Origin of the sequence: Akkermansia sp. JRP_AM1 (assembly GCF_049262625.1) — a bacterium.
Taxonomy (GTDB): domain Bacteria; phylum Verrucomicrobiota; class Verrucomicrobiia; order Verrucomicrobiales; family Akkermansiaceae; genus Akkermansia; species Akkermansia massiliensis.
Genome location: NZ_CP118234.1, coordinates 354,921 through 381,015 on the forward strand (window position 1 = coordinate 354,921; position 26,095 = coordinate 381,015).

Genomic DNA, 26,095 nt, shown 5'->3' on the forward strand with positions numbered 1-26,095 from the left:
TACTTTTTGGGCACCTTGTCCGGAAAACAATAATACTGCGTCCATAGTTGAGGCTGAATTATACCGTTCCGGCAGGAAAGAAGCAAGAGCGATCTTGCCACCGCACTTCCTCCGTAATCTCTTTACCGCCAATATGAATAGAAAATCCGCCCCGGTCTCTGCGAGAGGCCGGGGCGGATGGTTAAACCTGATGTGTCAGGGAACGGCCTTAGGCGGTTGCTTCCGTGGTTGCGGGAGCTTCTTCCTTTTCAGCCGTTTCGCGGGGCAGATCGATGATTTCGATCATGGCCACGAGGGCGGAGTCCGTCAGACGCTGGCCCAGCTTGACGATGCGGGTATAGCCGCCCTTGCGTTCCGCGCAGAGGGGAGCGATTTCATCAAACAGGCGCTTGACGGCGGCCGTGTTGTGAATGGTGGCGGTAGCCAGGCGGCGGGAATGCACGTCGCCGCGCTTGGCGAGCGTGATCAGCTTTTCCACATAGGGACGGAGAGCCTTGGCCTTGGCCAGGGTGGTGGTGATGCGTCCGTTGAGGATGAGGCTGCATGCCTGGTTGGCGAGCAAAGCCCTGCGGTGAGAAGCGTTGCGCTGAAGCTTGGAGGTTTTTACACCGTGTCTCATGATGATATTTTTCTATGTGTGTTGGTTTTGTGAGATTTAGTCGTCGTCGTCTTCGATGTTGGCGGCAATCAGGTCTGCCAGGCCCACGGGGCTTTCCTCTTCCAGACCCAGGCGCGGCTTGGCCTGCGGCACGGGACCGGTAAGCAGGGAGGGATCCACCTGAACACCCAGGGAAAGGCCCAGTTCCAGCAGCTTGTCTTTGATTTCGTTGAGGGACTTCTTGCCGAAGTTGCGGTACTTGAGCATTTCGCTTTCGCTCTTCATGGCGAGCTGGCCAACGGTGGTGATGTTGGCGTTGTTGAGGCAGTTGGCGGCGCGCACGGAAAGCTCGATTTCGTTGACGCTCATGTTGAGCAGCTTGCGCAGGCGGGCCGTTTCCTCGTCCTGGACGGCGGAAGGAGCTTCTTCAAAGTTGACCTGCTTGTCGTCATAGTTGACGAAGACGTCCAGGTGGTGGCGCAGAATGGCGGAGGCCTGGAGCATGGCGTCTGCGGGGGAGATGCGCCCGTCCGTCCATACTTCAAGGATCAGCTTGTCGTAGTCGGTCATCTGGCCCACACGGGTATTCTGCACGGAGTACTTCACGCGGGTGACCGGGGAGAAAATGGAGTCAATCGGGATCACGCCAATGGGCATGTCCGGCACCTTGTTTTCGTCGCCGGTGGCAAAGCCGCGGCCCACGCGCACCTGGAATTCGCATTCGAACATGGTGTCCTGGTCCAGGGTGCAGATGATTTGATCGGGATTGACCACCTGGTAGGTGGTGTCGTCAGTGATGTCGGCGGCGGTCACGACGCCCTGCTTGTGCACGCGCAGGGAGAGCAGGCGCGGTTCCTTGCCGTTGTGCTTGAACTTGACCTTTTTCAGGTTCAGCACGATTTCCGTCACGTCTTCCACCACGCCGGGCAGGGAGGAGAATTCATGCTGTGCGCCGGCGATGCGGACGGAGGTGATGGCGGCGCCTTCAAGTGAACCCAGAAGAACGCGGCGCAGGGAGTTGCCAAGCGTATGGCCGTAACCGTTTTCAAACGGTTCCGCCACGAAGGTCAGATGATTCGCATCATTCGGGTCTTCAATTTTTTCCAGACGGCTGGGAACTTCAAAGCGGGCCAGCGTGGTAACGGCGGTTTCTTCTGCAGTAGTGGTTTCGTTTTCCGACATAATCGTATGTAATGTACCGGGTTTCCCCTCAGCACGGGCATGGCGGGCAATCCGCCTGAAGGACCTACGGCATGTTTTGGAAACGCCCGTGCGGGGAGCAATTTAACAATCTGTTTTCAACAATCAACTCTTTTCATGTCCGCCGGCAAATTTTCTGTGACTTAACGTGCGTCATCTGGCATAGTGGGGCAAACCTATATACCAACTCATGAAGCATCCTGATTTTTTGGACAACAGGGATTTTACGGGGGAAGACAAGAAGCGCCCCTCCACCATGTCCATGGACACCAGCTACCAGGCTCTGGAAGGAGTCGTCAAAAAACTTTCCGAAATAGCCTCCACCAGGCACGATCCCCGTTACCTCCAGGAGTATATCAAGACGGGCATCAACATGGCGCAGTCCGAAGCCTCCGACCACGATTTTACCGTCCTGATCCGTTCCGGGCGGGAGATGTACCGGGCCAACTGCGTTTTCGCCCCGTACCGCCACATCCGCAAGATTTCCGTGTTCGGCTCCGCGCGCATCAGGAATGATGAGCCGGCGTATGAAACGGCGCGGGAGTTCGCCAGGGAAGCCAGCGAACACGGTTACATGGTCATTACGGGTGGCGGACCGGGCATCATGCAGGCGGCCAATGAAGGAGCCGGCGAGCAACGCTCCTTCGGCCTGAACATCACCCTACCGTATGAACAGACTTCCAACCACGTGGTAGCCCACAGCGACAAGCTGATCAATTTCTATTATTTCTTTGTCAGAAAGCTGAATTTCGTAGCGGAAAGCGATGCCATGGTGGCGTTCCCCGGCGGCTTCGGCACCATGGACGAGGTGTTTGAAACCCTCACCCTGATCCAGACGGGGAAGGCCACCATTTACCCGATCGTCCTTCTCGATTCCCCCGGCAAGACTTTCTGGCTGAACTGGCTGGCCTTCATCCGCGTGGAACTGGTGGATTCCGGCCTGATTTCCGCGGATGACCTGCACCTCATCCACGTCACCAAGAATCCGGCGGAGGCCATGGAGCACATCGACCGCTTCTACCGCATTTTCCACTCCTACCGTTTTGTCAGGGACGCCATCGTCATCCGCCTGAACACGCACCTGCCCGCCCAGTGGGTGGAGCACCTGGAACGGGATTTTTCAGACCTGATCCTGCCCGGGGAAGAATGGTCCAGAGCGGACCGCTCCCGGATGAGGCGGACGAACCCCACCTGGACCGGCTGCCACGCCTCATTTTCCCCATCAAACGCGGCAATTACGGCAGGCTGAGGCTGCTGATTGACCGCATCAACCAGACGCCCAGCCGGACTTATTCCCCACCCTCCCATGTCTGACGCCCTTCCCGCGTGGCTGATTCCGCTGATTTTCGGCCTGATGGGAGCCTGCATCGGCTCCTTCCTGAACGTGGTCATTTACCGGACGCCGCTGGGCATCTCCGTCAATGATCCGGCGCGCTCCTTCTGCCCGGAATGCGAGGAACCCATTCCGTGGTACCTGAATATTCCGGTGCTAAGCTGGCTGACGCTCCGGGGAAAATCCGCCTGCTGCGGAACGCGCATCAGCTTCCGCTATTGCTTCGTGGAGCTGCTTACGGCCCTGCTTTTCGCCGCCCTGGGGTGGAAGTACGCGGACGCCTCCGCGGGAGCCGCCATACTGCTCTGCCTGTGGACTGCCATGGCCATCGTCATCATGTTCATTGACGCGGAGCATCTGATCGTATTCCGTACCCAGGCGCTCATCGGCGCCGCAGCCGGAGTGGGAGCCTGTGCCCTTTACCCGTTTCTCCTGCCGGACAATGACGTCATGACCTGGACGGACGCCTTCACGGCCTCCGTGCTGGGGGGAATCGCCGGGTATGCCGCCATCAGGCTGGTGATTGAAATGGGCAAGCTCCTGTTCGGCACCTGGAAGCAGCACTTTGACGCTCCCGCTCCGTGGAGCCTGAAGGAGCCGGAATCCGACCGGGACGAGCTCCAGCTCATTATCAACGGACAGCCTCACGACTGGTCCATGCTTTTCCACCGGGCCACGGACAAGGCCGTCATTTCCGGGGGCTCCGTCACCATTGACGGGGAAACGCTCCTCCCTGCTCCGTCATCCTGCGCCAGGACAGGATAGAGCTGGAGAACGGAGACGTTTTCCCGCTGGAAGACCTGGAAAGCGTGGAAGGAACCATGACGGATATTCGCGCGCAGCGGGAAGCCATGGGCTCCGGTGATGCCTGGATTCTGATGATGGCCGGATGCGTGGGCGGATGGCAGGGCGCGGTGTTCTGCCTTTTCCTCGGCTCCCTGCTGGGGATTGTGCAGGCAGTCGTTTCACGCATGGGGTTCGGCAGGAATCTTCCCTTCGGCCCCGCTCTGCTCAGCGCTGCTCTGATCTGGCTGCTGGGTGGCGACCAGTGGTGGCTGGCCTATCTCCGCTTCATTTCCGGAGAATAATTTTTCCCTCCATGACACGGCTGGACCGCAACCCTTCCGGGCTGCGGTCTTTTTTTACAGATTTATTTCATATTCAACAGCTTTACCATTCTGCACCCCGGCAGAAAAAAGGGAAGCCCCGCAAAGGCTCCGGCCGCCCCTTTCCGGAGCACGCACGTTTTTATTTTGCAACCAGGACGAATTCCGGGGGTTCATCCTAGCAAAGGGAGGCGTTTCCACCTGTTTGAGATATCACAGCGCGACGCCCCTTTCCGAAACGCATCAAACCTCACCACTCAAAGTTATGACCAAGCAAATGATTATCGCCGCGGCCTTTGCCGCATGCTCCGCGTTCGCTCAGGACGCGCCGCCGCCCCCCGCCCCGGACGCACCTTCCGACGCTCCGGAAATGCAGCCCCCTCCTGAAAGAAGGGAAGGCCCCCGCCACCGCGCCGGAGGCAGGGACCGCCAGGGCCCAGGTCCGGAACGGGCCAATCTCCAAATGAGGAGAATTGATCCCGGCATCATGATCATCGGGGAAGAACTGGTCATGGCCAAGTATGACACCGACAAGGACGGCAAGCTTTCCGACGAGGAAATAGCCGTTCTCCAGGCGGACGTCAAGAAAGCCCAGGAAGCCAGGAAGGCAGCCATCCTGAAGAAGTTCGACAAGGACGGCGACGGCAAGCTTTCCAAGGAGGAAAGAAAGGCCATGCAGGAAGAATGGCTCAAGGACCATCCGGAAGCCGCCAAGCGCATGGAAGAAATGAAGGCCCGCCAGGAAGCCCGCAAGGCCGAAATGCTTAAGAAGTATGACAAGGACGGCGACGGCAAGCTTTCCGACGAGGAAAAGAAAGCCATGCGGGAGGACTGGGCCAAGGACCATCCGGAAGCCGCCAAGCGCATGGAGGAAATGAAAGCCCGCCAGGAAGCCCACGCTGCCAACATGATCAAGAAGTTTGACAAGGACGGCGACGGCAAGCTTTCCCCGGAAGAATTGCAGGCTATCCCTCCCCATCACGGCCAGCCCGGCCCGCATCATGCCGCGCCCGGCGGTCCCAAGGGACCGGGTGCGCCCAAGATGGATGGCCCGCGCCGTCCCGGAGGCCCCAGGGCTGAAGGACCCCGCGCGCCCAGGGGACCGGAAGGTCGCAGAGGCAGTGAAGGACGCCGCGGAGACGGTGACCGCGGTCCCCGCGGCAACCGCCCGGACGGCCCCCGCCCCCAGCTTGATCCCAACCGCGCCCCCATCATGGCGGCCGGCTGGATCCTGATTGAGGAAAAGTATGACGCCGACAAGGACGGCAAGCTGAATGAAGCTGAAATGGCACAGCTCAACGCTGACGCCTCCAAGGCTCTGGAAGCGCGCCGTTCCGCACGCAGGGAAGCCAGGAAGGCAGCCCGCGGCAATAACGACATGCCCCTCCCCCCGCTCCGGTCCAGGAAGAAGGGGATGATGAATAAGTTCACCCGCAGAAACGCATAGCAGAAACAGAGAGACGGCCCCGTCTGCCTTACGGCAGGCGGGGTTTTTCTTATCAGGGAAAAGGGAAAAGGAATTAGGGGTTATAGGAATCATAGGGAACTTTAGGGATTATAGGGAATTCCCATCATTACCCCTCTTACCCCTCTTACCCCTCTTACCCCTCTTACCCCTCTTACCCCTCTTACCCCTCTTACCCCTCTTACCCCTCTTACCCCTCTTACCCCTCTTACCCCTCTTACCCCTCTTACCCCTCTTACCCCTCTTACCCCTCTTACCCCTCTTACCCCTCTTACCCCTCTTACCCCTCTTACCCCTCTTACCCCTCTTACCCCTCTTACCCCTCTTACCTAGCAAACTCTCTCGGACTTACTTAACCCTTCCCCTTCCTTCCACCAAGAAACAGACCGGGGGAGGCATGCGGCCTCCCCCGGTCAGAGTTAACGAATCAATTTCCTGCCGCGCCTCAGGCTCCGGCCTTCATGGCCTGCTTGACTTCCTCATGCAGACCGTGCTTCCGGGAGAAGAGGAGGGCCGCCGGAGAGGCGATGAAAATGGAGGAGTACGTGCCGATCAGAATACCTGCGGAAATCGTCCAGGCGAAGTCCTCCATGGAAGGGCCGCCGAAGAAGTACAGGCACACCAGCACGGCCAGTGTGGAAAGGGAGGTCAGAATGGTGCGGGAAAGCGTCTGGTTGATGGCTTCATTCATGATTTGGGACGCGCTTTCATTCGGGTCCGAGAAGCGGAGGAATTCGCGAATGCGGTCAAACACGATGATTTTGTCATTGATGGAATAGCCGGCCACCGTCAGCAGCGCGCCGATGTGGATGACGTTCAGCTCAGTGCCGCTGATGATCACCAGCCCCAGCACCAGCAGGACGTCATGCGTCAGGGCGATGACCGCGCCGATGGCGAAGGTCCATTCAAACCGCACCGTCAGGTAAACCATGATGCCCAGAATGCCGAAGAAGAGTGCCCAGGCGGAAGTGATGAGCGTATCGTATCCCATGGACTGCCCGATGGTTTCCTCGCTGAATGGTGCGTTGTCCAGCACGGGGAACGCCTTGTCCAGGGCCGTGGTGATGGCCGCCTTGTCCAGGGCGTTGTCGGAGAAGTTGATCAGGATGTTCACCTTGCTGCTGTCCGTGGATTCCGCCACTTCCTGCACAGTGGCTTTCTGGGTCAGGGCCAGCTTGTTCACGACACCTTCCACTTCCCGGAAGGAGATGTCTCCCTTGTTGACCAGGTAGGAGATGGAGGAACCGCCCGTAAAGTCCATGCCCAGGCAGTCCTTGCCCTTCATGGCCCCCACCACGATGCAGATAAGCAGCAGAATGGCGGACAGGGAGCAGGACCAGACCTTCTGGCCCATGAAGTTGATGTTGCTCTTCTTCTTGAAGAGATTCAGGAATTTAAGGTCCTTCATCATGCCGATGGTATCCGCCCAGTAGAACAGGACGCGGGTGACGAGAATCGCCCCGATCATGGAGGTGATGACGCCCACCGTCAGCGTAACGGCAAAGCCCTTGATGGTGCCGGTGGCCATCCAGTACAGGATGACGGCGGTAATGAGGGAGGTGATGTTGAAGTCAAAGATGGCGGAGAAAGCCTTGTCAAAGGAGTTGCGGATAGCCACGCGGAAGGGGCGCCCCATTTCCTTTTCTTCCCTCAGGCGTTCGTAAATCAGCACGTTCGCGTCCACCGCCACGCCCAGGGTCAGCACGATACCGGCAATACCCGGCAGCGTCAGCTCAAACCCGAAGATGGACATGGCCCCCAGAAGAAGCAGGGCATTGATCGTCAGGCCCATGATAGCCACCAGACCGGCAAAGCGGTAGTAGATGATCATCATGATGAAGCAGAGAATCAGCCCCGTGATGCCCGCGTATTCCCCCTGAAGGAGAGCCGTATGACCCAGGGAGGCGGAGATTTCGCTGGCGGATTCAAAGTTGAGCTTGTTGGTGAGGGGGTTGGAAAGCACCTTCGTCAGGGCCTCCGCCTCGCCGGGCGCATCCAGTCCGCTGATTTCAAAGCTTTTTGAAAGAATGGCCTGAACCGTAGGCGCGCTCTTGACCACGTCATCCAGAACAATGGCCATGCGGTCGTGGCCCAGCTGCATGCGGGAAGTCAGGTTGTACATCTTGTCCGCCCCCTCGTTGCTCAGGGTGACGTTGACATGGCCGGGACGGGCCAGGTCCACCCCGGCGCGCACGATGTCCTTGCCCGTCAGGGATTCACGTTTTTCCAGGAAGATTTTTTCCGTGACGTCCTCGTTTTTGCCGTTCTTGAAGGTGTATTCATACATCCTGTAGCCGGGAACGCGGATGCGGCCTTCCGCCACCAGTTCATTGTTGCGCGGATGGACGGGAGAATGTGCAGCTTGGCCACCTTGGTCAGGATGGCCTTGGTTTCCTCGCGCTTGGCAGGGTCCGCGGCGGGAATCTGCACTTCAATGAGGTTCAGGTTGTCCTTTTTCTTCGGGCGGATGATGACGTCATTGGCTCCGGTGCTGTTGAGCCGTTCCGTCAGGATCACGCACGCCTGCTCCATGGCCTGGTCCGTCAGCGGAATGGGCTTGCCGTCATCCCCGATGTTCGGTTCTACGCTCAGCGTGAAGGAGACGCCCCCGGCAATGTCAATGCCGTATTTCAAGCCCTGCTGGAAAAGGGAGAACAGGGAAAAGGACGCAATGCCGATGATGAAGATCGTGCCGGCGTTGCGCTTGACCTTGTCCTGGTCGGAACCCAGGTACCAGAAAAACACACCCAGCAATACCAGACCGCCAATGAAAATGAAGAGAGGGTTGTTGAAGAGATCGTAAATAAACGCGAGAGGAGCGGACATTCCGCCAGCCGCGGGGAGAGTGTCGGCAGATGCCAGGAGATTCATAGACATTTCAATCCGGATTGGGTGTGAGTAATACGGCAAGGGATTGTGGAGAAATTCGCCAGCAGGTCAAGCCTTCTGTGCGTGTACCCGTTAAGAGGAAGCCACCCCCTGCGGACCTCCGGAAAACGAGCTCCGCCGCGGGCATGAAAAACCCGGTTTCCCTGCGGAAACCGGGTTGAAAGAAGAATGGAAAAGGGGAAACGCCGGAGATTACATGCCTGCCACCGTTTCAACGGGAACGGGGGCGGGCGCCACGGGAGTGACGATCACGGGCGCGGAAAGGGGGGAGGAATCCGGAACGGCGGGAGAAGCGGGCATGGAAGGAGCATGGCCGGCGGCGGCGCGTCCGCGCCGGATGAGCTCGGAAACGGTCACCAGCTCATAACCGCGGTTTTTCAGCCCTTTCACAATGGCGTCTACAGCCGCCACCGTGGAGGCGTGGATGTCATGCACCAGGATGATGGAGCCGGGCTTGGCGCCGTTTACGGCGCGGGCGGCCACCACGGAGGAGCCGGGCTTGCGCCAGTCATTCGTGTCCACGTCCCACATGATGGTGGTGAAGCCGAAGCGCTGGCGGGCCCAGGAAGCTACGCCGGCGTTCGTGTAGCCTCCGGGGGGGCGCATGACCACGGGAACAATGCCGCAGGCGTTGCGGATGGCTTCATTGGTGCTCTGGAGCTGGGATTCCGCCTTTTCGCGGGATACCTTGCTCAGGTAGGCGTGGTTCCACGTATGGTTGCCCACTTCATGGCCTTCACTGACCATGCGGCGCACTACCTGGGGATGGGCTTTCACGTTGCAGCCCTGCATGAAGAAGGTTCCCTTGACATTGTTGTCCCGCAGGATGTCCAGCACCCTGGGGGTCAGCGTCCCGTGGGGACCGTCGTCAAAGGTGAGGGCCACCACTTTGTCCGGCACGGCCACGCGGCTGACCGTCACTCCCGGAATGCGGGGGGAAAGTGGGGTGTTGTTGTAGGACGGGCTCACGGACGGCACCTGCACGGACTTGGGGGGCAGCTTCACGGCGGGGCGGTCCGGCTTCTTCCCGGAGCGGTCACGGGAGAAAGGGAGGTCTTCACCGGAGCGCCGGACTCCACCGGCTGCTCCTGATGCTGGGAACAGGCGGACAGCCCGAGCGCCAGGGCACATGCAAGGAATAAACGTTTCTTCATAACAGGTTTTTGGAGGATGTACGCCCATCCCGCCTTCTTGTCACGTCCTAAATCATCCATCCGTGCGGCATGAAAAAGAAGGAGGCTTCCCCTCCCTGGGAAGGGCGCCCGCGGGAACGAGGCGGGGGATTATTCCGGACTGTCCATGTCGATATAGCTGACAGATACCGTTCTGCGGGGATTGGAGGGGTCCCGAACCTCCACCTTCATCCGTTTGAAAAACCAGGAGCCGTCCTTCAGCTTCATCACGGAATCAATCATGAACCTTTTAGCCAGTTCCCCGCGGCCGTCAATGCCGTCCACCTGCCACATGGCTCCGTTTTCCTTGTCAATCCAGACGCGCACCCAGGCATATTGCCCGACCTTGGGGTTCGGGTTCGGAATCTGGACAATCCAGCAGTCCCGGCCCTTCACCGTGCTCGCCGCGTCGTCCCGGACGATTTTGGCCTGGGGCCAGTACAGGTAGCGCATGGAGAGGTCCTCATACGTCACGTCCGTCCCCGCGATGGGCACCGCGTACTGGGCGACCGGCAGAACGCCTGCTTTCCCGTCCTTCCAGGAAAGGATTTCCTGGCCGCGGTCCTTGAATTTCAGGTCAAACCTGTTCCAGACGTTATTCAACTGGTACTGGAAGGCAATGAGGTTGCCGCGCAAGCTCATGGAAAAGGGAACTTTCACGCTGCGTTTGCGTATTTGCCCCTTGATGTCCTTGTTCTCCTGGAGGGTCGCCCCCTGGCGAACCCTTTTCAGCAGTTGCCCGGCATCCGGTACGGCCTGGGAAAATGAAGGAGCCAGGGAAAGGACCATGGCGGCCATCCCCGCGAAAAAAGTGGAAAGCAAAGAATATCTGCGCAGCATGAATTGCTCATATCACTCCGGAAACGCGGAAAAAAACCTTTTCTCAGTCACCGGGCGGCGTCCGTGACATTTTGCGCTAGATTTTGCTCGACTAGGTAATACAAAACGACAAGATGTGCCCAACGACATCTATTGATCCATCAATTATGGAAACGCCTGCATTCTTGAAGCCCATCCAGTCCTATCCTGGGGAAATCGTCCAGTTTATTGAAAGAATCCCGGGGGTGGACGTAACCGGAGACCGCGAAACCGTGCTGGAACGGCTGGAACCGTACCACAAGGCGGAAGTGGAGGCCCTGGGCTGGCGGTGGAAGGACCTGCGCCGCGCCGAACAGGTGCACGGCACCAGGGTGGCCCTGGTGGGGGACATCGGCTCCAACTATCCCGTGGAAGGCGTGGACAGCCTGATCTGCTCCGGAGTTTCCGACTGCGTGCTTGCCATTTACGTGGCGGACTGCGCCGCCGTCTGGCTGTACGACAAGGAAAACTGCCACCGCTCCCTGATTCACTCAGGCAAGGCTGGAACCGCCGGCAACATCGTTTCCAACACCATCAAGTCCATGAAGAAATACCTGGGGGTGGACCCTGCCAACCTGATTGCCGTCATCTCCCCCTGCATCCGTCCCCCCATTATGAGGAAGACATCCCCACGGCCATCAAGGCCCAGCTCGTTGAGGAAGGGGTGCCGGAAGACCAGATTCACGATTCAGGACTGGACACGGCGGCGGATACCAAGCGCTTCTACTCCTACCGCGTGGAGAAGGGGCAGACGGGCCGCATGCTGGCCCTCTTCGGCCCGGACCACGCCACCCGCCCGCACCCGATCATTCTTTAACAGCGGAAAGGCAGCGCCTTTCATTCCTTTTACCCAGCGCATCACGGTTTCGCCGTGGTGCGTTTTTTTTGCAGGTGGCCCATACCCGTTGGCGCTGGACGGGACCGGCCCGCAATCCCGCAAGGGACATGGCCGCATCCCACCGCGGCAGGACCGTTCCGGTTATTCCGGACCCGATAATCCAAGTTGCCGTTCCCGCATTCAAACATCATTACATTTGCAATCATGGCAGTAACAATCAGCGACAATTATCAGGTAAAATACACCAGGAAATGGGGCACCCTGCTCCAGCAGCACGCTTCCCGCCTGGACAAGTACGTCAGCGTCATGCGCGACTTGAGCGGCAAGGTGGTCTTTCTGGACCAATTCGGCGTTCTGGATTTCACGGAAAAAACCACCCGCGTGGGCCAGACCGTTCTGAACGAGGCGCCCACCACGCGCCGTTCCATGCGTCCGCGCACCTTCACCAAGGCCATCGGCTACGACGAATTCGACGCTACCCGCCTGGGCGACATGGACCTTCCCGTCAGCAAGACGATTGAAGGACTCCAGGCCGCCGCAGGGCGCCGCATGGACGACGTGATGATCTCCGCCTTCCTGGACACGAATTACGTGGGGGAAGACGGCATGACCGCCGTTCCGTTCAAGGAAAGCCAGCAGATTGCCGTGGACCACGTGGACAGCGGGACCAAGGGCGCAAGCAACCTCACGGTAGCCAAGCTGCGCGCGGCCCTCCAGCTCTTTGAGGAAAACGAGGCATGGAACCAGGATGCCCCCCAGTTCGGCGACCAGCTCGTCATTGCGGTGACCAGCTCCCAGATCATGAGCCTGCTGCGGGAAACGGAGGTCAGCAGTTATGACTTCAACAACGTGAAAGCCCTGGTGGAAGGCAAGATAGACACCTTCATGGGCTTCAAGTTCATCCGTACCCAGCGGCTTCCGAAGGCGGAGGACGGCACCCGTTCCTGCCTGGCCTGGGTGAAGAGCAAGGCGCAGTTCGGCATCTGGAACGACTTCAAGGTGAAGCTTTCCGTACGCGACGACATGGAGGAAGCCCTCCAGATCCGCGCCAAGTTCGCCTGCGGCGCCACCCGTCTCCAGGAAGAAGGCTTCGTCAAAATCCTGTGCGACGAAGGGGCCAACTAGGCCGCATGCACCATTAACACCCTCTCTTCATCCATGAAGGGAGACGCCCCGGGCCGTTCTGCGGTCCGGGGCTCTTGTTTTCCGGAAAACGACGGTCCCAATGACGAAAGCGTTCCGCTCCGCAACCGGAAACATGGCGTTGCCGGCACAAGGCGCTTTCCAGCGGTTTCACGGAAGCCCCTTCTTTCCGGCAAAAAGGTTCAGGCTTTTCAGCCAGCGCCATGAGTTGATCGCCGGATTTACCAGATAGGACAGATCCGTATATTTGGTACGTGCGTTATTGAAGTGTCCCATGGATTTGCAGAGGGCGGGCATGGGCGCTCCCACCCCGCAGGAAACAGGCGCCGGGGAAAGGGCATATAAATCCCCGTAGCGGCCCAAATACCGGGCAAACCATTCTTCCAGGGAACCATAATACCTCAGCCATGGCCAGACCCGCTGACCAGATGGAAGCGCCGGAAGAACACGGTCACATAAAGAAAGGTTCATCACATACGCTCCGGAGGCAGCCATATCCGATACGCGCAATAGAGCGGACTTTTCCCCATTCGCCACGGAGCAGGCAATATGGGGAGAAAGATGCGGTTCACTTAAAAACAAGGCTGTTCTTTCCCGGCATCCATTCAGCAACTGCCCAAGCATCCGCGCCATGGTGCCCGTTACCGGGAGCCTGAAACGGCAATTTTCCTCCACGACCATGAAACGGGTGAAATTACGGGAAGAAGCAAGAGCCAAAGCCGCCTGGTGCCCCAGCACCCGGGCCGCTTTCCGCCTCTCCGCCCGGAGAGAGGCCCCATCCCGGTCCCCTCCCGGAGAAGGAACGTCTACGGGAACCAGTTCATGAACCGGAACGCCATGCGGAACATACGCTTTCCAGGACCATTCCGGATGGCCGGACGCCCCTTCCTCCGTCTTTACCACCAGCACGACATCCAAAGCCGCCCAGAAAGGATTCCGCCCCATTCGCAGTAACGCTGACCAAAACATATTCACAGATTTTTACGTAACGCCGTCAGGCCGCCTTTTTCAAGCCTGCCCTCCCTTCTCAATATGTTCTTAACATCTGGAGATTGAAAAATAACGCCCTCCGCCGGAAAAGAAAACGGAACCTTATGAAACAATCTTGTCCGGATAGCTGAATGGCTGCCGGCGTTGGCGCCCCGCAAGCCATTCGCAGGGGAGCCGCACAATAGGATTGGCACAGGATTAAGGCAAACAGCTCCGGAAGGAACAAGGCTGGGGAACTGACATAATACGGACGCAAAATGAGGAGGAACACCTCAATAGAAGATTGACCTTCCTTTCTTTACTGGAATAGTAGGATGTATGCAGCAGATTGTACGTGAACATCAGACCTATCCGCCGAAAATCGTTGCGTCCGTCACCTCATGGGAGTTGTGGAAAACGCTGAAAGGAAAAGATTTAACAGACCAGTGCGACTGGGTGGAACTGCGCGTGGATGCCCTTCCCCCGGAACTCACGACGGAGCAGGTCATGGAGTTCAGGCCGGAGATGCCCCTGCTGGTCACTGTACGCTGCCATGAAGAAGGCGGCCTGCGCCGCATTCCGGAAGAGGAGCGCTTTGCCCTGATCCGTGCCTACATGCCGTACGCCACCGCCATGGACATTGAAATCAAGGCCATGCGGCATGCCAGGGAACTAATCATGGAAGCGGGAGCACGGGATGTCATCGTCATCGGCTCCACCCATGACTTCCAAATCACGCCGGGCGTGGACTACCTGCGCGAACTGGAAAAACGGGCGCGCGCCCACAAGGCGGACATCGTCAAATTCGCGTTCACCCCGTGCCTCGCCTCGGACATCCAGACGGGCGTGCAGCTTTTCACCAAACCCAAGGGGCCGATTGCCGTCATGGGCATGGGACCCATGGGGCCCGTCTCCCGCCTGCTTTACTCCCAGCTCGGCTCCTGCCTGGTGTACGGCTACCTGGGGAAAAAGAGACGGCGCCCGGCCAGTGGCACGTCTCCCTCATCAAGGAAACCCTCCGCCACCTCGGCCCTATTCTCCGCTGATTCCGGAGCCTTTCTTTCCGCTCTCTCATGAACATCATTACTTCCGCCTTTCTGGCGGCACGCCCCAAAACACTCACCGCCTCCCTCATTCCGGTATGGGCAGGCTGCATGGTGGTGCAGAAACTGACCGGAAACTGGAACGCGGCCCTGGCCCTCCTGACGCTTGCCTCCTGCCTCTGCCTCCAGATTGCCTGCAATTTTTTCAATGACGCCATTGACCACGCCAAGCACGCCGATACGGAACGGCGCACCGGCCCCGTGCGCATGACGGCCAGCGGAGCGCTCTCCCACGGAACGGTCATGATCATCGGCCTCGCCTTCCTGCTGGGCGCGTGCCTGCTGGCGCTCCCCCTCATTGAGCTGCGCGGCTGGCCCATCATCGCCATCGGCATTCCGTCCCTCTACTTCACCTACGGCTACACGGGGGGACCATGGCCGCTGGCCTACAAGGGTCTGGGGGAAATATTCGTCATCCTCTTCTTCGGCCTGGTGGCCGTCCTGGGAACCATCCTGGTGCAGATAGGCACGGCTCCGGTCGTCCCCGGCACGCTGGTGGAATCCCTGGCGGTGTACAACGCCGGCATCGTGGTGGGCATTCAGTGCGGCCTTCTGTGCGCCGTCATGATAGCCGTCAACAACATCCGCGACAGAAAGGAAGACCTCACCACGGGCAAGCGCACGCTGGCCGTGCGGCTGGGGGAGGGAAAAGCGCGCGCCATGGCCCAGGCCTTCATCCTGGCGGCCTACATCACGCTGCCCACGTCCAGCCGGGCCCTGCACCTGAACCTCTCCCATACGTGGTGGATGTGGATTCCCGCCATCCTCTTCGGCGGCTACCTGATGCTCCTGATCCGCAAAACGCCTGCGGACAAACGCATGAACAAGGTGCTGGCCCTCGCCTCCCTCCATCTGCTGCTGTACCTGGCCACGTACACAATTCTGCCCGCACACTGAAAAACGCCTCCTTTTCCCAACGTAGTAACATACGTGTATCATGAATCTGCTTAAATTCATTCCCGTTTTTCTCATTCTCCCCACCTTCTTCTCCTGCACTCAAAAAAGCACTCTGGAAATCGCCACCGGGAAGGTGACGACCATCAAGCTGGGCAACGTGGTCCGCATCAAGGAAATCAACGTGCTGACCTCCGCGGATGACGGCACCTTCGCCAACATGGCGGGCACGGCGGCGGAAGCGATGACGCCCGGCATCATCGGCATGGGCACCTCCAAACTGGCTTCCGCCACCGGCTCCATCGTGGACGGCAGGGTGGAGGCCACCAAAATGATCCGCGTGCGCGTCAAGCTCAAGGACACGAACGAACTCGTGGAAGTCCAGCAGGAAGTAACGCCCAACTTCACCCTGAAAATAGGCCAGGAAGTCGTCATCACCCAGGGCAGCACGCCCGGCAACGTCTGGCCCGATTAACGGAAATGAACCACGCTGCGGCACCCGCCCCGCCACACCGGGGCCTCCTGATTAAAATCGCCGGCCTCCTGGTGGCCGTCTCCCCCTCTGTGCGTGGAACTACTGGAACAGCATTCCTTCCGCAGCGCTGCTGGCCCCCCTGCTCCTTGCGGTCCTGTTCGCCGGAACGGCATGGGCCATGAAAAAAACGTCCGTGAAACCTTCCGCCCGGTTCTTCCGGCGGTGCGTCTCACGCTGGCCGCTGGGCTGGCCTTCACGCTTATCACCCAGCTTTCCCAGGCTGCCCTCAACTGGCTTCCCCAGGTACTGGCGGGAACGGCAATCATGCCGCCCGCATGGATTATCCCGCTGGGTCACCTGAATCTGCTGGTGACCTTCTGTGCCCTTCTTCTGCTAACCATGGCGGCGGCCTGGGCATGCCTTCTCTGCATCGGAAAACGCGGAAGCCGCCCCACCGCGGAAAAAACGCAACCGGACTCCCGAACCCGGCCTTCCTGACGGAAGCCGCCGAAGACGCCAAGAAGATACTCCGGAAATACGGGAATGAACATCCCCTAACTCTCCCGCATCAGGCGGAACACGTCTTCCGGACGCATCCCCGCGGCACGCATCTCCTGAAGGCTCAGGCTCCGGTCCCTCTTGGCAAGCCGCTTGCCGGAGGCGTCCTTCACCAGCCGGTGATGGTACCACTGCGGCACTGGAAGCCCCAGCAGGGCCTGGAGCGTCCGGTGAATGCCGGTCACAGGGAACAAATCCTCACCACGGCTCACATGGGTGACGCCCTGGGCCGCATCATCCACCACCACGGCAATATGGTAGCTGGCCGCACAATCCTTGCGGCCCAGAATCACGTCCCCCAGTTCCTCCGGGCGGCAGACCTGGTCTCCGGACCGCATGTCCCGCCACAGCAGGGGGCCCGTAATCCGCGCCGCGGCGTGGCAGTCCAGCCGCCACGAAAAGGGCTTGCCGGATTTGAGAAGCTCCTTCCGGCGCCCCTTGTCAAGCAGGCGGCAGGTTCCCGGATAAACGTCCACGCGGCCGCCCTGCGGCGCGCCGCCCATGGCGGCCACCTCCTCCGCAATCTCCCGGCGCGTGCAGAAACAGGGGTACAGCACCCCGCGGTCCTTCAACGCCTGGAGGGCATGTTCATAAGCGCTGAAGCGTGAAGACTGGACCATCATCGGCCCGTCAAAGCGAATGCCCAGCCAGTCCAGGTCTTCCAGGATGCCCCCTACAAACTCCGGACGGCACCGCGTCCGGTCGATGTCTTCCATCCTCAGCACGCACCTTCCGGAAAAACGGTCCGCCAGGGAACGGGCCTCCCACGCGGCCAGGGCATGCCCCAGATGGAGACGGCCCGTAGGGCTGGGGGCGAACCTTGTTACTATGGGGGAATCCATGCGGCGCCGCCACCATAAAAAAGCGCAGCCGCCTTTTCAAACCCTTTCCGGAAAATTATTGCGGCTTGACAGAAAGAGGCCGGGAAAGTAGGAGAGTTGGTCCCTTTCCCTGCACCTTCAACTTTCAGTACATGCTTTCTCTTCTCAACATCAACTCCGCCTCCGTCATGGGCTGGCTGGAATCAGCGGCCACCCAGCAATGGATTGTGGGCATCCTGCTGCTACTCCTGTTCATCTGCTTCATCAAGGAATGGATGCCCGTGGAAATCACGGCCCTGGCAGGAACCGCCGTACTCATGCTCACGGGGATACTGAGCACGCGGGACGTGCTGTCCAGCTTTGCCAACAGCGGCCCGCTGACGGTGGTCTGCATGTTCATCCTGAGCGCCTCCCTGGAAAGGACGGGGCTGATCGGGGACCTCTCCAAGCTTTTCAACAAGGTAGCCAAAGGCCGGGAGCTGACCGCGCTGCTGGTCATCACGCTGGGGGCGTTCATGGTCTCCCCCTTCGTCAACAACACCCCGGTGGTCGTCATCCTGATGCCCATTGTGCTGGCCTTCTGCCGGGACCACAACATCGCGGCCTCCAAACTCCTCATTCCCCTCTCCTACGCCACCATCCTGGGCGGCACCTGCTCCGTGGTGGGCACCTCCACCAACGTGGTCGTGCTGGGCCAGGTGCAGAAACTGGGCTATGAAGGCATCCAGATGTTCACGGTAACGCCCATGGGGCTCATTTACGCGGCGGCGGGGCTGCTCTATCTCTGGACCTTTGGCCGCAAATGGCTCCCGTCCCGCCCCACCCTGTCCACCATGCTCCCCGGCGGCATCCAGCGCGACTTCCTGCTCCAGGTCAGAATCCCCGCGGACTCCCCGCACATCGGCGCCACTCCCGTCAGCCTCATGCAGTCCGAACTGCTGGGCACCAAAATCGTGGAAGTGCGCCGCAAGGGCTTCTCCATGCAGGAGGAACTGCAACACATCAACCTGGAGGAGGGCGACCGCATCCTCTTCCTGTGCAATGCCAGAAAAGTCAACCAGGTCCGGGAGGCCAGGGGCGTGGACCTGGGCTGGGACGACAGCCGCGGACTGGAAACGCTGGAACAGCGCGACGTGCAAATCGTGGAAGGCATGATTGCCAACAATTCCGAATTCGCCGGACTGTCCCTGTCCGAACTCAAGCTGCGCCAGCGGTTCAACATTTTTGTGCTCGCCATCCACAGGCAGGGCAAGAACATCACGGACATGGGGCCGGATACCAAGCTGGCCGCCGGGGACACCCTGCTGCTGGAAGGCCCGCAGGAAGGGATGAACCGCATCCTGACCAAGCAGCGCATCATTCCCCTGAGCCAGCGCCCCGCGGACGCGCACAACCGCAGCAAGCAGGGCTGGGCCATCCTGGCCATGGGGCTGTTCATCTTCATCGGGCTGCTGGGCTCCTTTGAGCAGTACGGGGAATTCTTCAAGTTCTTCGCGCGCTTCAACCCCTTCTACCTCGCGTTCATCGGCGCCCTGATCGTCGTCATCTCCGGCTGCGTCAAGCCGAAGGAAGCCTACCAGGCGGTGGACTGGGGCATCATCTTCCTGATTCTGGGCATGCTGTGCGTGGGGGAAGCCATGAGCAAGACCGGATTAGCCAAGGCCATCGCCTTCGGCGTGGTGGACAACATAGGCCCCATGGGCTGCCTGGTCGCCATCTCCGGCCTCTACCTGATCTGCTCCATCCTGACGGAAATGATTTCCAACAATGCCGTAGCCGCCGTCATGGGACCGCTGGCCTATGAAATGGCCCTGCAATTCGACGCCAACCCCATCCCCTTCATCCTGGCCGTCATGTTCGGCGCCAGCGCCAGCTTCTCCACCCCCATCGGCTACCAGACCAACACCTACGTGTACAACGCAGGCGGCTACAAATTCAAGGACTTCGTGAAAGTAGGGCTGCCCCTCAACATTCTTCTGTGGATCATCTTCACCTGCACCGTCGGCTGGCTGTACCCGCTCAAGTAGAAAAGACGATTCTGCGGAAAAGGCTTCCCGGCGGGCAATCCGCTCTTCCGTGTAAAAAGTCAGGATTCATCCGGATCACAGGAAAGGCGTTCTTTCCGTATCTTCTGACGCATGGGTTCTGAATGAAGATAAAGTGCCTCCTCATTCAAGTAGGAATCCGGCTGGGCCATCGTATGGAAAAAAGAAAGAATGGTCTCAATCAGGGGCGTGAATTCCTTCTTTTCTGTTAACGAAGCAAGCTTTTCACTTACCCGCACATACAGGGAATCAGGCTGGTGAATCACAGGTGACAAGTTACTGTACTGAAGAAATACTGATTTATAAAAGAATTGGCCCAAAGCCTGCTGTTCCTTCTCTGAGGCGGGTGGCTGAAGGGACATCACGTTCTGACCGGCGTTAATAGCGGCTTTCCAGGCGTCAACTGTCTTGGACATATCTTTTTCCCCATCCATGGCCAGCGTAAGGGCGCACGCGGCATTCCATGCCTTTTGAAGGTCCAGGATGACTTGACGTTGCTGTTTTTCAGAAGCGCCCGCGTGTTTGTCACGGAATAGGGGATCATAACCCTCTCTGGATAATCGGGAGGGCATGCGGAGGGTTGCGCCTTCCAATCCCTCGGCAATCATCGCCTGGAACTGCTGGCCGTTGAGAATGTCCGCGATCTGTTTCCGGGAGGGGCTGTTCGGAGATAGTTTGGAGTCCAGCTCCTTACAAATATCTCTGATTTGCCGGTCTCTCCAATTCAGGGCGAAAAAATTGTCCCTGGGACCTTCAAAAGGATCAAAAATGATTTTTTCAAGAAAACCTTGATGAAGCGGATCCGTGGCTTTTGCACGCCTGGCCAGTTCTTGAACTGCCTGCAAATAGTCTTCATCCGGAAATTTTCTGATGTAGTCAGCCATCTGTGTAAGCTCCACCCTGGAAAACCGGGAAAAATCATTGAAGATAAAGGGAATATTCTTAAGAATAAGCTGACGGCATTCGGCATCCGCCTTTGCCGCGGCCTTCCATTGCTTCTCCTTGATGCATTGACTTTTCTGTTGCTGAACAATTTTTATTTTTTTCCAATAATCCGGACTCTCCTGATTATTGGAAAAAGCCGGAAAGGAAAGCAGGCTCAGCAAGAAATAAGATAATAGTTTATTCATGTTTTCTAAAATAATTCGGGAATATTAAATATAGAATTTTATTGTTATCAGAAACTCCGCCACTAATTCCTGCACCGTCATAGTCTATAATAGCACAGTGGGCATCATCGAAACAAAGCCATCCAGGCTCAGGTAAAACAGTGGAAGCCTTGAACCATTTCCACCCTTTTATTGTTGTATTTGGTGATATCCATTCTGCAACTATGGGGGCCCGTGATTGGACGAGGTTGATGGTGAAGGTAGGAATATCAATACCACAGGAATGGCAGTGGTAAAATACAAATATATTACATTTGCTCTGATTATAAAAATTATTCATTCCAAAGGCATTATGCCCGTAATTCTTTACTTCTTTTTTAAGAAGAGCCGCTTCCGTATAAAGCTGTTTTGTTGCGGTATCCAATGGAGGAGAAGCGTTACGGAAAACATCTTCCAATTTGTCAAAATCATACCACGGGGTCAATTTGGCATAAGTCTTTTTCATCAAATCTGCGATGGCACTATTAATAAGGTTTTTCTCATGCTGACTGTTGACTACCCCTACGCAATCCGGGTCTCCCCTACACAAAAAAGGAGATTTTTTTCCACCATACGCATCTTCCCGCCGAGTATATGTAAAAATTTTACCATTGATTTTAGAACGCACACGGTAAATTCCCGGAGTATTGCACTGGTAGGTACATGTTGTTCCATTTCCAACTTCAACCCATTGGGTTTCAAAATTAAGTGTCTTTGATGCTCGAAGCCGGCATATTTCCCATGTGATAATATCTTTAAATTTGCTTTTTTGTCCCAGCATATCCTTATTCAACGCCATTTCTATGCATTCTCCCTTAATCAGCAATACTCTACTGTTCTCCGTAGGCGCATTTTGCTTCCGCACGGAAATGTCCACCACAACAGGAGTGACGAAAAGGGTAATTCCGTCTAGATCTTTTTTCCCGGAGCCGGATTGTAATAGGTCTGGGAATATTCAATGTCAAACGTATGGGTGCCGGGCATCAAAATGTGGGGATAATCCCTTCTTCCCTTGGAAATATCATGACCTTTGCCGCTTTCTTTCAGCCATTCCTGTTTTTTTCCCTTATCGTCCGTAATGGAAATAGTGCAACCGTCATCTGATACCAGAGTCACGAAACCGATACCGCAAGGCTGACCAGAAAAATCGTTGTTTTTGTCGTCGTCATATTCAGGGCGTTTACGGGAATTGGGAGCCTCCTTAAAAGTGAAGGAGACGGAATAATTCTCCTTGTGAGGTTTTCGAGGATCATCAACAATGGTTGAGTTAGGTTTTTTGACATGGCCTTCCAATACAATCCCACTCTTGAACATTCTCAGTGAGAAGTATCTATCAATGTTGAGCTGGTCCGGCAAATCCGGAATCCGGAGCCTGATCCCACGGTACATTTTACCTTCCGTGGTGATTCAGATGTGGACCCATTTCATTATTTGGGGCTGTCTCTCCTGTAAAAAGAAAGACAGCCCCTTAAAAATCCAGCACCCGGGAGTCCTACTCCCTCATCAGCGCCACGCGCATGGACTGGCACTTGAGCAGGGCGGCAAAGGCGGCGTAGTCCGTTTCCCGGTCTGAGGAAACCAGGCAATACTGGTACCGGGGCAGGCAGGCGTCCTCCCGCGCGGCATTGCGCAGGCGCAGGGAGATCACCTCGTCTTCATCCGTCTGGCGGCCGCAAAGGCGGTTTCTCAGCTCTTCCTGAGGCACGTAGATGTAGACGTCCGTATAGCATTTGGGAAGAATGCCGTCCACGCAGGCGCGGATCTGCTCCGCCCCCTGCACGTCTATGTCCATCACCACGTTTTTCCCCTGTTCCAGAAGATTCAGGATGTCCGCCTTCAGCGTGCCGTAACGGTTGCCGTGCACCTCCGCATATTCCAGAAAGTCCCCCGCTCCACCCTGGCGGCGAATTCGGCGGCAGTCAGGAAGTGGTAGTCCACCCCGTCAACTTCCCCGGACCTGGGACGGCGCGTCGTGCAGGAGATGCTGTACACGCACAGCCCGTTTTCCGTCGCGCGGCGGCACAAGGTCGTTTTCCCGGAACCGGAAGGCCCGGACACCACCAGCAAAGTTCCCAATGGCTGTTTCATGGCTGTTATTCGATGTTCTGAACCTGTTCCCTGATTTTTTCCAGCTCCGTCTTGGCCGCCACCACCAGATGGGCCAGCGTGGAGTCGTTCGCCTTGGCGCCGATGGTGTTGAATTCCCGGAAGATTTCCTGGCAGAGGAAGTCCAGGGGCCTGCCCGCGGGCGCGGACGAACCGCACAAGGTGCGGAACTGGTCAAAATGGGAGGAAAGGCGGGTGATTTCCTCGGAAATGTCGCACTTGTCCGCAAACAGGGCCACTTCCCGGATGATGCGTTCATCGTCCGCAGAAACGGACAGGTCGGCCTCCGCCAGACGCTTGAGCATGGCTTCCCGCAGCCTGACGGGCACGGAAGGGGCGTGCTCCGCGATGCTGAGGCGGAATTGTTCCAGCGTATCCAGCTTGCCCAGCACGTCCGCTTTCAGATTGGCTCCTTCCGCCGCGCGCATGGCGGTAAAATCTTTCAGGGCGGCCTTGAGCGCCTCTTCCACCACCGGCCAAGCCTCCTCCGGAGAAAGGGCGGCTTCCGCCGTGGAAGCGATGATTTCCAGCCGCAGCAAGTCGGACGCCTGGAGGGGCATGGGCTGCCCGGCCAGGTCAGCCGCGCGGTTCAGCAGCCCCGCGAGGGAGGCCAGCTTGTTTTCATCAAGCTGGAGGGAGCCGTCCGCTTCCGCCAGCCGTTCCACGGAGACGGAGACGCCCACGCGGCCGCGTGATACGGCCCCCTGGACGATGGAGCGCACGGGGGCGTCCCATTCCGCATAGCTGCGCGGCACGTTGACGGCAATTTCCGTCTGTTTGCGGTTTACGCCTGATATTTCAACAAGGATGTTGTAACGGTCTGTCTGGGCAACGGCTCTGCCGAAGCCGGTCATGCTGTTCATGGTTACGGGTCAGATTTAGGTTAAGAATGGGAGTAGGCCTTCTTCACCTCGTCCGCCACGATGGAAAGCCCCTTGCGCAGGAGTTCCTCCGTCTGGGTGAAGCTGATGCGGATGCATTCATGCCGGTGCGGCCAGGGTTCCCCTCCTCCGGAAGGGCGAAGAAGAAGTGGTGGCCGGGATTCACAAAACATCCCCGGGCCTTGCACCGTTCGTAGAGTTCCTGGCACGTGATGGGAAGCCCCTCGAACCACAGCCACAGGAACATGGCGCCTTCACTCTTGTGGACGCGCCACGGGATGGATTCTCCGAAGAGTTCCGGCAGCAGGGACAGGGCGAATTCCGCCTGTCCGCGGTAAAACGGCGTGAGGGTTTCACGGCAGACGCGCTCCAGCGTGCCGTCTTCCAGATAGGGCGTTACCAGCGCCTGGCCCAGGTTGTTCGGGCACAGGGAGGAGGTGGTCACCATGCTGACCACGGCCCGGATGACGTCCGGGCGCGCAATCACGATGCCGGTGCGCGTGCCGGGCAGACCGATTTTGGAAAGGCTCATGGTCAGGATCATGTTTTCATCCCAGGCCGGCTTCACGGGCACAAAGCAGATGTTGGGCAGCGGCGGTCCGTAGGCGTTGTCAATCATCAGGGGCACCCCGGCGCGGGACGCCATCTCCCGCAGGCGGTCCAGCTCCTCATCCGTCACCACGTTGCCGGTGGGGTTCGTAGGGCGGGACATGCAGACGGCGGCCGTTTCCGGGCGTATGTCCAGGCGGTCAAAGTCAATCACGTACTTGAACGTATGGCCGTCCAGCATGCGGATGCCGGGCCGGATGCCCCGGAACATCACGCCCCCGCACAGGGACTGGGACTGGTAGCCCACATAATCCGGGCACAGCGGAAAAAGGATTTCACGCATGCCTCCGCCCGGGCAAGGCCCCGCGAGCATGTTGAACAGCGTGAAGCAGGCCATCTGGCCGCCCTGGGTGATCGCCACGTTCTCCGGCGCCAGGTTCCAGCCGCAGCGTTCATTGAGAAAACGGACCAGCGCGCGAATGAAGGCGGGGTCACCGCCCGGATGGGCGTAATGGCCCACCAGCACGTCAAACTTTCCATTCCGCACCAGCTCCGCCATGCTGCGGCGCCAGAGTTCCGTCACCTCAGGAATGACGGCGGGGCTCCCACCGTTCAACTGGCACAGGCCTGTTTCCTCCGAATGGAGGGCCTTGAACAAATCCTCCATCAAATCATCAATACCCGTTCTGGCCGTCAGGTGGCCTCCAATCTCCGATAATTGCATCATGCCGCGGGCATTGTAGCCGCATGCGCGTTTTATGCGAGAAAAATCATTGTTCCGCAGGGCGCATGAACAGTTTGACTTTCCCCCCGTTAATGTTCATAATCCCCGGCATGTTCAATATCGTGCGATTCACCAGGCGTACCTGTCCGGCGCTGGCCCTTGCGCTGGCCCTCACCTCGTGCGACAGCGGTACGAATGAAGCCCTTACCTCCTTTATTACGGGAAATTCCTCCTCGGAACACCAGCAGCTCCAGGCCCAGCTCCAGCAGGCGAAGGACGCCCTGGCCCAGATAGACCAGGAAATCAGCCGCGCGGAATCCCACGACGCCCGCGTGAACTACAATCTTCAAAAACGGCTTTCCACCCCGGGAAAAGTCACCACGCCTTTCACGGTGAAGGATATTGACATTCTGCCCTCCAAGCGCCGCGACTTCGAGCACCTGTGCTTTGACATTGAAGACATGCGCAAGACGCTGGCTCAGCGCAAGCAGGAGTTCCACGCCCTGCAATACCAGTATAACGCGTATGCCGCCAAACTGGCCGAATTCAAGCAGTCCCACCCGGTAGATTAACCCCACCCCACGCAACCCATGACTGACTCACCTTCCCCCAAGCAGCCGTCCGACGAGGCCCTCCCTCCTTCCGAAGACGAAACCCGCTTCGCCCCCAGGGAGAACGGCGAAGAACACAAGGACGGAACCTCCGCCCCTGCGGCTAAAAAACGCCTGAAAACCTCCCTGGACGTTGTGTCCGAACACGCCGCGGAAGAAGAATCGACCCGGCAGGAAGACGCCGAACGGAAAGCCAGGGGAGACGCCCTTTTCTGGAATCTGTGCCTTGGGCTGTTCGCCCTCATCGTCATCGGGGCCGGCTACATCGTTTATGAAAATTCTCCCAGCTTCCGGACCCGGTCAAAGACGCGCGGGAGGCGCTGGAGGCCAATCACTCCCAGCTCCTGAAAAAGCAGGTACAGCTCATGGAAATACGGAACAGGACCGCCCCCAAGGAACAGCTCCTCGGCCTGCTGGACATTTTTGAACATACGGCATCCGATCTGGAAGAGACGCAGAAGTCCATTGAGAAGGAGAAAATGCGCGTGGCCGGCATCCGGGGGAAATCCGCTCCTACTTTGAACGCTACCGCCAGGACGCCAGGGCCAAGGCCCGCGGCCGCAAGTTCGACATCCTCAGAACATCCCATTCCGGCAAAACCTACCTGAA

Annotated in this window: 28 protein-coding genes and 2 pseudogenes; 14 read left to right on the forward strand and 16 right to left on the reverse strand. The window is 58.3% G+C overall.

Features of this window, described 5'->3' with window-relative positions; translation table 11 throughout:
- Window positions 1-208 precede the first annotated feature (208 nt).
- Window positions 209-619 (reverse strand): 50S ribosomal protein L17, encoded by a 411-nt coding sequence (rplQ, locus tag PVA48_RS01550; RefSeq protein WP_102726858.1) that lies wholly within the window; start codon window positions 617-619, stop codon window positions 209-211.
- Window positions 620-655: 36 nt separating this feature from the next.
- Window positions 656-1,780 carry a DNA-directed RNA polymerase subunit alpha gene (locus tag PVA48_RS01555; protein ID WP_022397270.1) on the reverse strand — a complete coding sequence of 375 codons (1,125 nt, stop codon included), beginning with the start codon at window positions 1,778-1,780 and terminating at the stop codon, window positions 656-658.
- Between the two features lie 208 nt (window positions 1,781-1,988).
- Here PVA48_RS01555 and PVA48_RS01560 point away from each other — a divergent pair, with 208 nt between their 5' ends.
- The 4 genes from PVA48_RS01560 (at window position 1,989) to PVA48_RS01575 (ending at window position 5,684) form a co-directional block, all read left to right on the forward strand.
- Window positions 1,989-3,047: a TIGR00730 family Rossman fold protein gene (locus PVA48_RS01560; RefSeq protein ID WP_423232126.1), complete on the forward strand. Its 1,059-nt coding sequence runs from the start codon at window positions 1,989-1,991 to the stop codon at window positions 3,045-3,047.
- A 57-nt stretch (window positions 3,048-3,104) separates the two neighbouring features.
- Entirely contained in the window at window positions 3,105-3,896 is a 792-nt protein-coding gene (locus PVA48_RS01565) for a prepilin peptidase (protein ID WP_423232127.1), read from the forward strand.
- A 44-nt stretch (window positions 3,897-3,940) separates the two neighbouring features.
- A complete protein-coding gene (locus PVA48_RS01570; RefSeq protein WP_423232128.1) occupies window positions 3,941-4,219 on the forward strand; it encodes a prepilin peptidase in 279 nt (92 codons plus the stop codon).
- A gap of 283 nt (window positions 4,220-4,502) precedes the next feature.
- The gene (locus PVA48_RS01575) at window positions 4,503-5,684 is read left to right on the forward strand and encodes an EF-hand domain-containing protein (RefSeq protein WP_423232129.1); all 1,182 of its coding nucleotides are present in this window, start codon (window positions 4,503-4,505) and stop codon (window positions 5,682-5,684) included.
- 108 nt (window positions 5,685-5,792) lie between these two features.
- On the opposite strand, the gene PVA48_RS01580 is transcribed toward PVA48_RS01575, so the two are convergent.
- The 6 genes from PVA48_RS01580 to PVA48_RS01605 form a co-directional block, all read right to left on the reverse strand.
- On the reverse strand, window positions 5,793-6,038 hold the full coding sequence (locus tag PVA48_RS01580) for a hypothetical protein (RefSeq protein ID WP_423232130.1): 246 nt from the start codon (window positions 6,036-6,038) through the stop codon (window positions 5,793-5,795).
- 109 nt (window positions 6,039-6,147) lie between these two features.
- Window positions 6,148-8,025, reverse strand: coding sequence for a protein translocase subunit SecF (secF, locus tag PVA48_RS01585; protein ID WP_423232131.1), 1,878 nt, complete (start codon window positions 8,023-8,025; stop codon window positions 6,148-6,150).
- Entirely contained in the window at window positions 7,911-8,579 is a 669-nt protein-coding gene (locus PVA48_RS01590) for a hypothetical protein (protein WP_423232132.1), read from the reverse strand. Before PVA48_RS01590 ends, secF begins: the two co-directional genes overlap by 115 nt.
- A 204-nt stretch (window positions 8,580-8,783) precedes the next feature.
- A complete protein-coding gene (locus tag PVA48_RS01595) occupies window positions 8,784-9,596 on the reverse strand; it encodes a polysaccharide deacetylase family protein (protein WP_423232133.1) in 813 nt (270 codons plus the stop codon).
- Window positions 9,593-9,745 (reverse strand): hypothetical protein, encoded by a 153-nt coding sequence (locus tag PVA48_RS01600; protein WP_423232134.1) that lies wholly within the window; start codon window positions 9,743-9,745, stop codon window positions 9,593-9,595. Before PVA48_RS01600 ends, PVA48_RS01595 begins: the two co-directional genes overlap by 4 nt.
- A 129-nt stretch (window positions 9,746-9,874) precedes the next feature.
- Window positions 9,875-10,603: an outer membrane lipoprotein-sorting protein gene (locus PVA48_RS01605; protein WP_102728867.1), complete on the reverse strand. Its 729-nt coding sequence runs from the start codon at window positions 10,601-10,603 to the stop codon at window positions 9,875-9,877.
- Between the two features lie 146 nt (window positions 10,604-10,749).
- On the opposite strand from PVA48_RS01605, the pseudogene PVA48_RS01610 reads away from it, so the two are divergent.
- Together PVA48_RS01610 and PVA48_RS01615 are read left to right on the forward strand one after the other, a co-directional pair.
- Window positions 10,750-11,438: pseudogene (locus PVA48_RS01610) on the forward strand (polyphenol oxidase family protein).
- Between the two features lie 225 nt (window positions 11,439-11,663).
- Window positions 11,664-12,584: a phage capsid protein gene (locus PVA48_RS01615; protein WP_102722555.1), complete on the forward strand. Its 921-nt coding sequence runs from the start codon at window positions 11,664-11,666 to the stop codon at window positions 12,582-12,584.
- Between the two features lie 168 nt (window positions 12,585-12,752).
- Here the strand turns inward: PVA48_RS01615 and PVA48_RS01620 are convergent, their stop codons facing one another.
- Window positions 12,753-13,511: a hypothetical protein gene (locus PVA48_RS01620; RefSeq protein ID WP_146021170.1), complete on the reverse strand. Its 759-nt coding sequence runs from the start codon at window positions 13,509-13,511 to the stop codon at window positions 12,753-12,755.
- A gap of 399 nt (window positions 13,512-13,910) precedes the next feature.
- Here PVA48_RS01620 and PVA48_RS01625 point away from each other — a divergent pair, with 399 nt between their 5' ends.
- The 4 genes from PVA48_RS01625 to PVA48_RS01640 all read left to right on the forward strand — a co-directional run bounded on the left by PVA48_RS01625 (window position 13,911) and on the right by PVA48_RS01640 (window position 16,541).
- Entirely contained in the window at window positions 13,911-14,648 is a 738-nt protein-coding gene (locus PVA48_RS01625) for a type I 3-dehydroquinate dehydratase (protein ID WP_423232135.1), read from the forward strand.
- The gene (menA, locus tag PVA48_RS01630; RefSeq protein WP_022397281.1) at window positions 14,645-15,571 is read left to right on the forward strand and encodes a 1,4-dihydroxy-2-naphthoate octaprenyltransferase; all 927 of its coding nucleotides are present in this window, start codon (window positions 14,645-14,647) and stop codon (window positions 15,569-15,571) included. Before PVA48_RS01625 ends, menA begins: the two co-directional genes overlap by 4 nt.
- 40 nt (window positions 15,572-15,611) lie before the next feature.
- On the forward strand, window positions 15,612-16,043 hold the full coding sequence (locus PVA48_RS01635) for a hypothetical protein (RefSeq protein WP_022397282.1): 432 nt from the start codon (window positions 15,612-15,614) through the stop codon (window positions 16,041-16,043).
- 171 nt (window positions 16,044-16,214) lie between these two features.
- Window positions 16,215-16,541, forward strand: coding sequence for a hypothetical protein (locus PVA48_RS01640; RefSeq protein ID WP_423232136.1), 327 nt, complete (start codon window positions 16,215-16,217; stop codon window positions 16,539-16,541).
- Between the two features lie 56 nt (window positions 16,542-16,597).
- On the opposite strand, the gene gluQRS is transcribed toward PVA48_RS01640, so the two are convergent.
- A complete protein-coding gene (gene gluQRS, locus PVA48_RS01645; RefSeq protein WP_102728872.1) occupies window positions 16,598-17,443 on the reverse strand; it encodes a tRNA glutamyl-Q(34) synthetase GluQRS in 846 nt (281 codons plus the stop codon).
- Between the two features lie 131 nt (window positions 17,444-17,574).
- On the opposite strand from gluQRS, the gene PVA48_RS01650 reads away from it, so the two are divergent.
- On the forward strand, window positions 17,575-19,449 hold the full coding sequence (locus PVA48_RS01650) for an SLC13 family permease (protein WP_022397285.1): 1,875 nt from the start codon (window positions 17,575-17,577) through the stop codon (window positions 19,447-19,449).
- 59 nt (window positions 19,450-19,508) lie between these two features.
- Here the strand turns inward: PVA48_RS01650 and PVA48_RS01655 are convergent, their stop codons facing one another.
- The 6 genes and pseudogenes from PVA48_RS01655 to PVA48_RS01680 all read right to left on the reverse strand — a co-directional run bounded on the left by PVA48_RS01655 (window position 19,509) and on the right by PVA48_RS01680 (window position 24,878).
- Entirely contained in the window at window positions 19,509-20,597 is a 1,089-nt protein-coding gene (locus PVA48_RS01655; RefSeq protein WP_423232137.1) for a hypothetical protein, read from the reverse strand.
- Entirely contained in the window at window positions 20,590-21,495 is a 906-nt protein-coding gene (locus PVA48_RS01660) for a hypothetical protein (RefSeq protein ID WP_423232138.1), read from the reverse strand. Before PVA48_RS01660 ends, PVA48_RS01655 begins: the two co-directional genes overlap by 8 nt.
- 29 nt (window positions 21,496-21,524) lie before the next feature.
- Entirely contained in the window at window positions 21,525-22,004 is a 480-nt protein-coding gene (locus PVA48_RS01665) for a hypothetical protein (RefSeq protein WP_423232139.1), read from the reverse strand.
- A gap of 103 nt (window positions 22,005-22,107) precedes the next feature.
- Window positions 22,108-22,703, reverse strand: a pseudogene (gmk, locus tag PVA48_RS01670) (guanylate kinase).
- Window positions 22,704-22,708: 5 nt separating this feature from the next.
- Complete coding sequence (locus PVA48_RS01675) at window positions 22,709-23,584, reverse strand: YicC/YloC family endoribonuclease (protein WP_022397289.1); 876 nt, start codon at window positions 23,582-23,584, stop codon at window positions 22,709-22,711.
- A 43-nt stretch (window positions 23,585-23,627) separates the two neighbouring features.
- Window positions 23,628-24,878, reverse strand: a complete 1,251-nt coding sequence (locus tag PVA48_RS01680; protein WP_423232140.1) for a valine--pyruvate transaminase — start codon at window positions 24,876-24,878, stop codon at window positions 23,628-23,630.
- Between the two features lie 107 nt (window positions 24,879-24,985).
- Between PVA48_RS01680 and PVA48_RS01685 the strand changes: the two genes are divergently transcribed.
- The 3 genes from PVA48_RS01685 to PVA48_RS01695 are packed head-to-tail and all read left to right on the forward strand — an operon-like array spanning window position 24,986 to window position 26,094.
- The gene (locus tag PVA48_RS01685) at window positions 24,986-25,447 is read left to right on the forward strand and encodes a hypothetical protein (RefSeq protein WP_146018153.1); all 462 of its coding nucleotides are present in this window, start codon (window positions 24,986-24,988) and stop codon (window positions 25,445-25,447) included.
- Between the two features lie 18 nt (window positions 25,448-25,465).
- Window positions 25,466-25,834 (forward strand): hypothetical protein, encoded by a 369-nt coding sequence (locus tag PVA48_RS01690; protein WP_423232141.1) that lies wholly within the window; start codon window positions 25,466-25,468, stop codon window positions 25,832-25,834.
- A 17-nt stretch (window positions 25,835-25,851) separates the two neighbouring features.
- Window positions 25,852-26,094: a hypothetical protein gene (locus PVA48_RS01695; protein ID WP_423232142.1), complete on the forward strand. Its 243-nt coding sequence runs from the start codon at window positions 25,852-25,854 to the stop codon at window positions 26,092-26,094.
- The last annotated feature ends 1 nt before the right edge of the window (window position 26,095 follow it).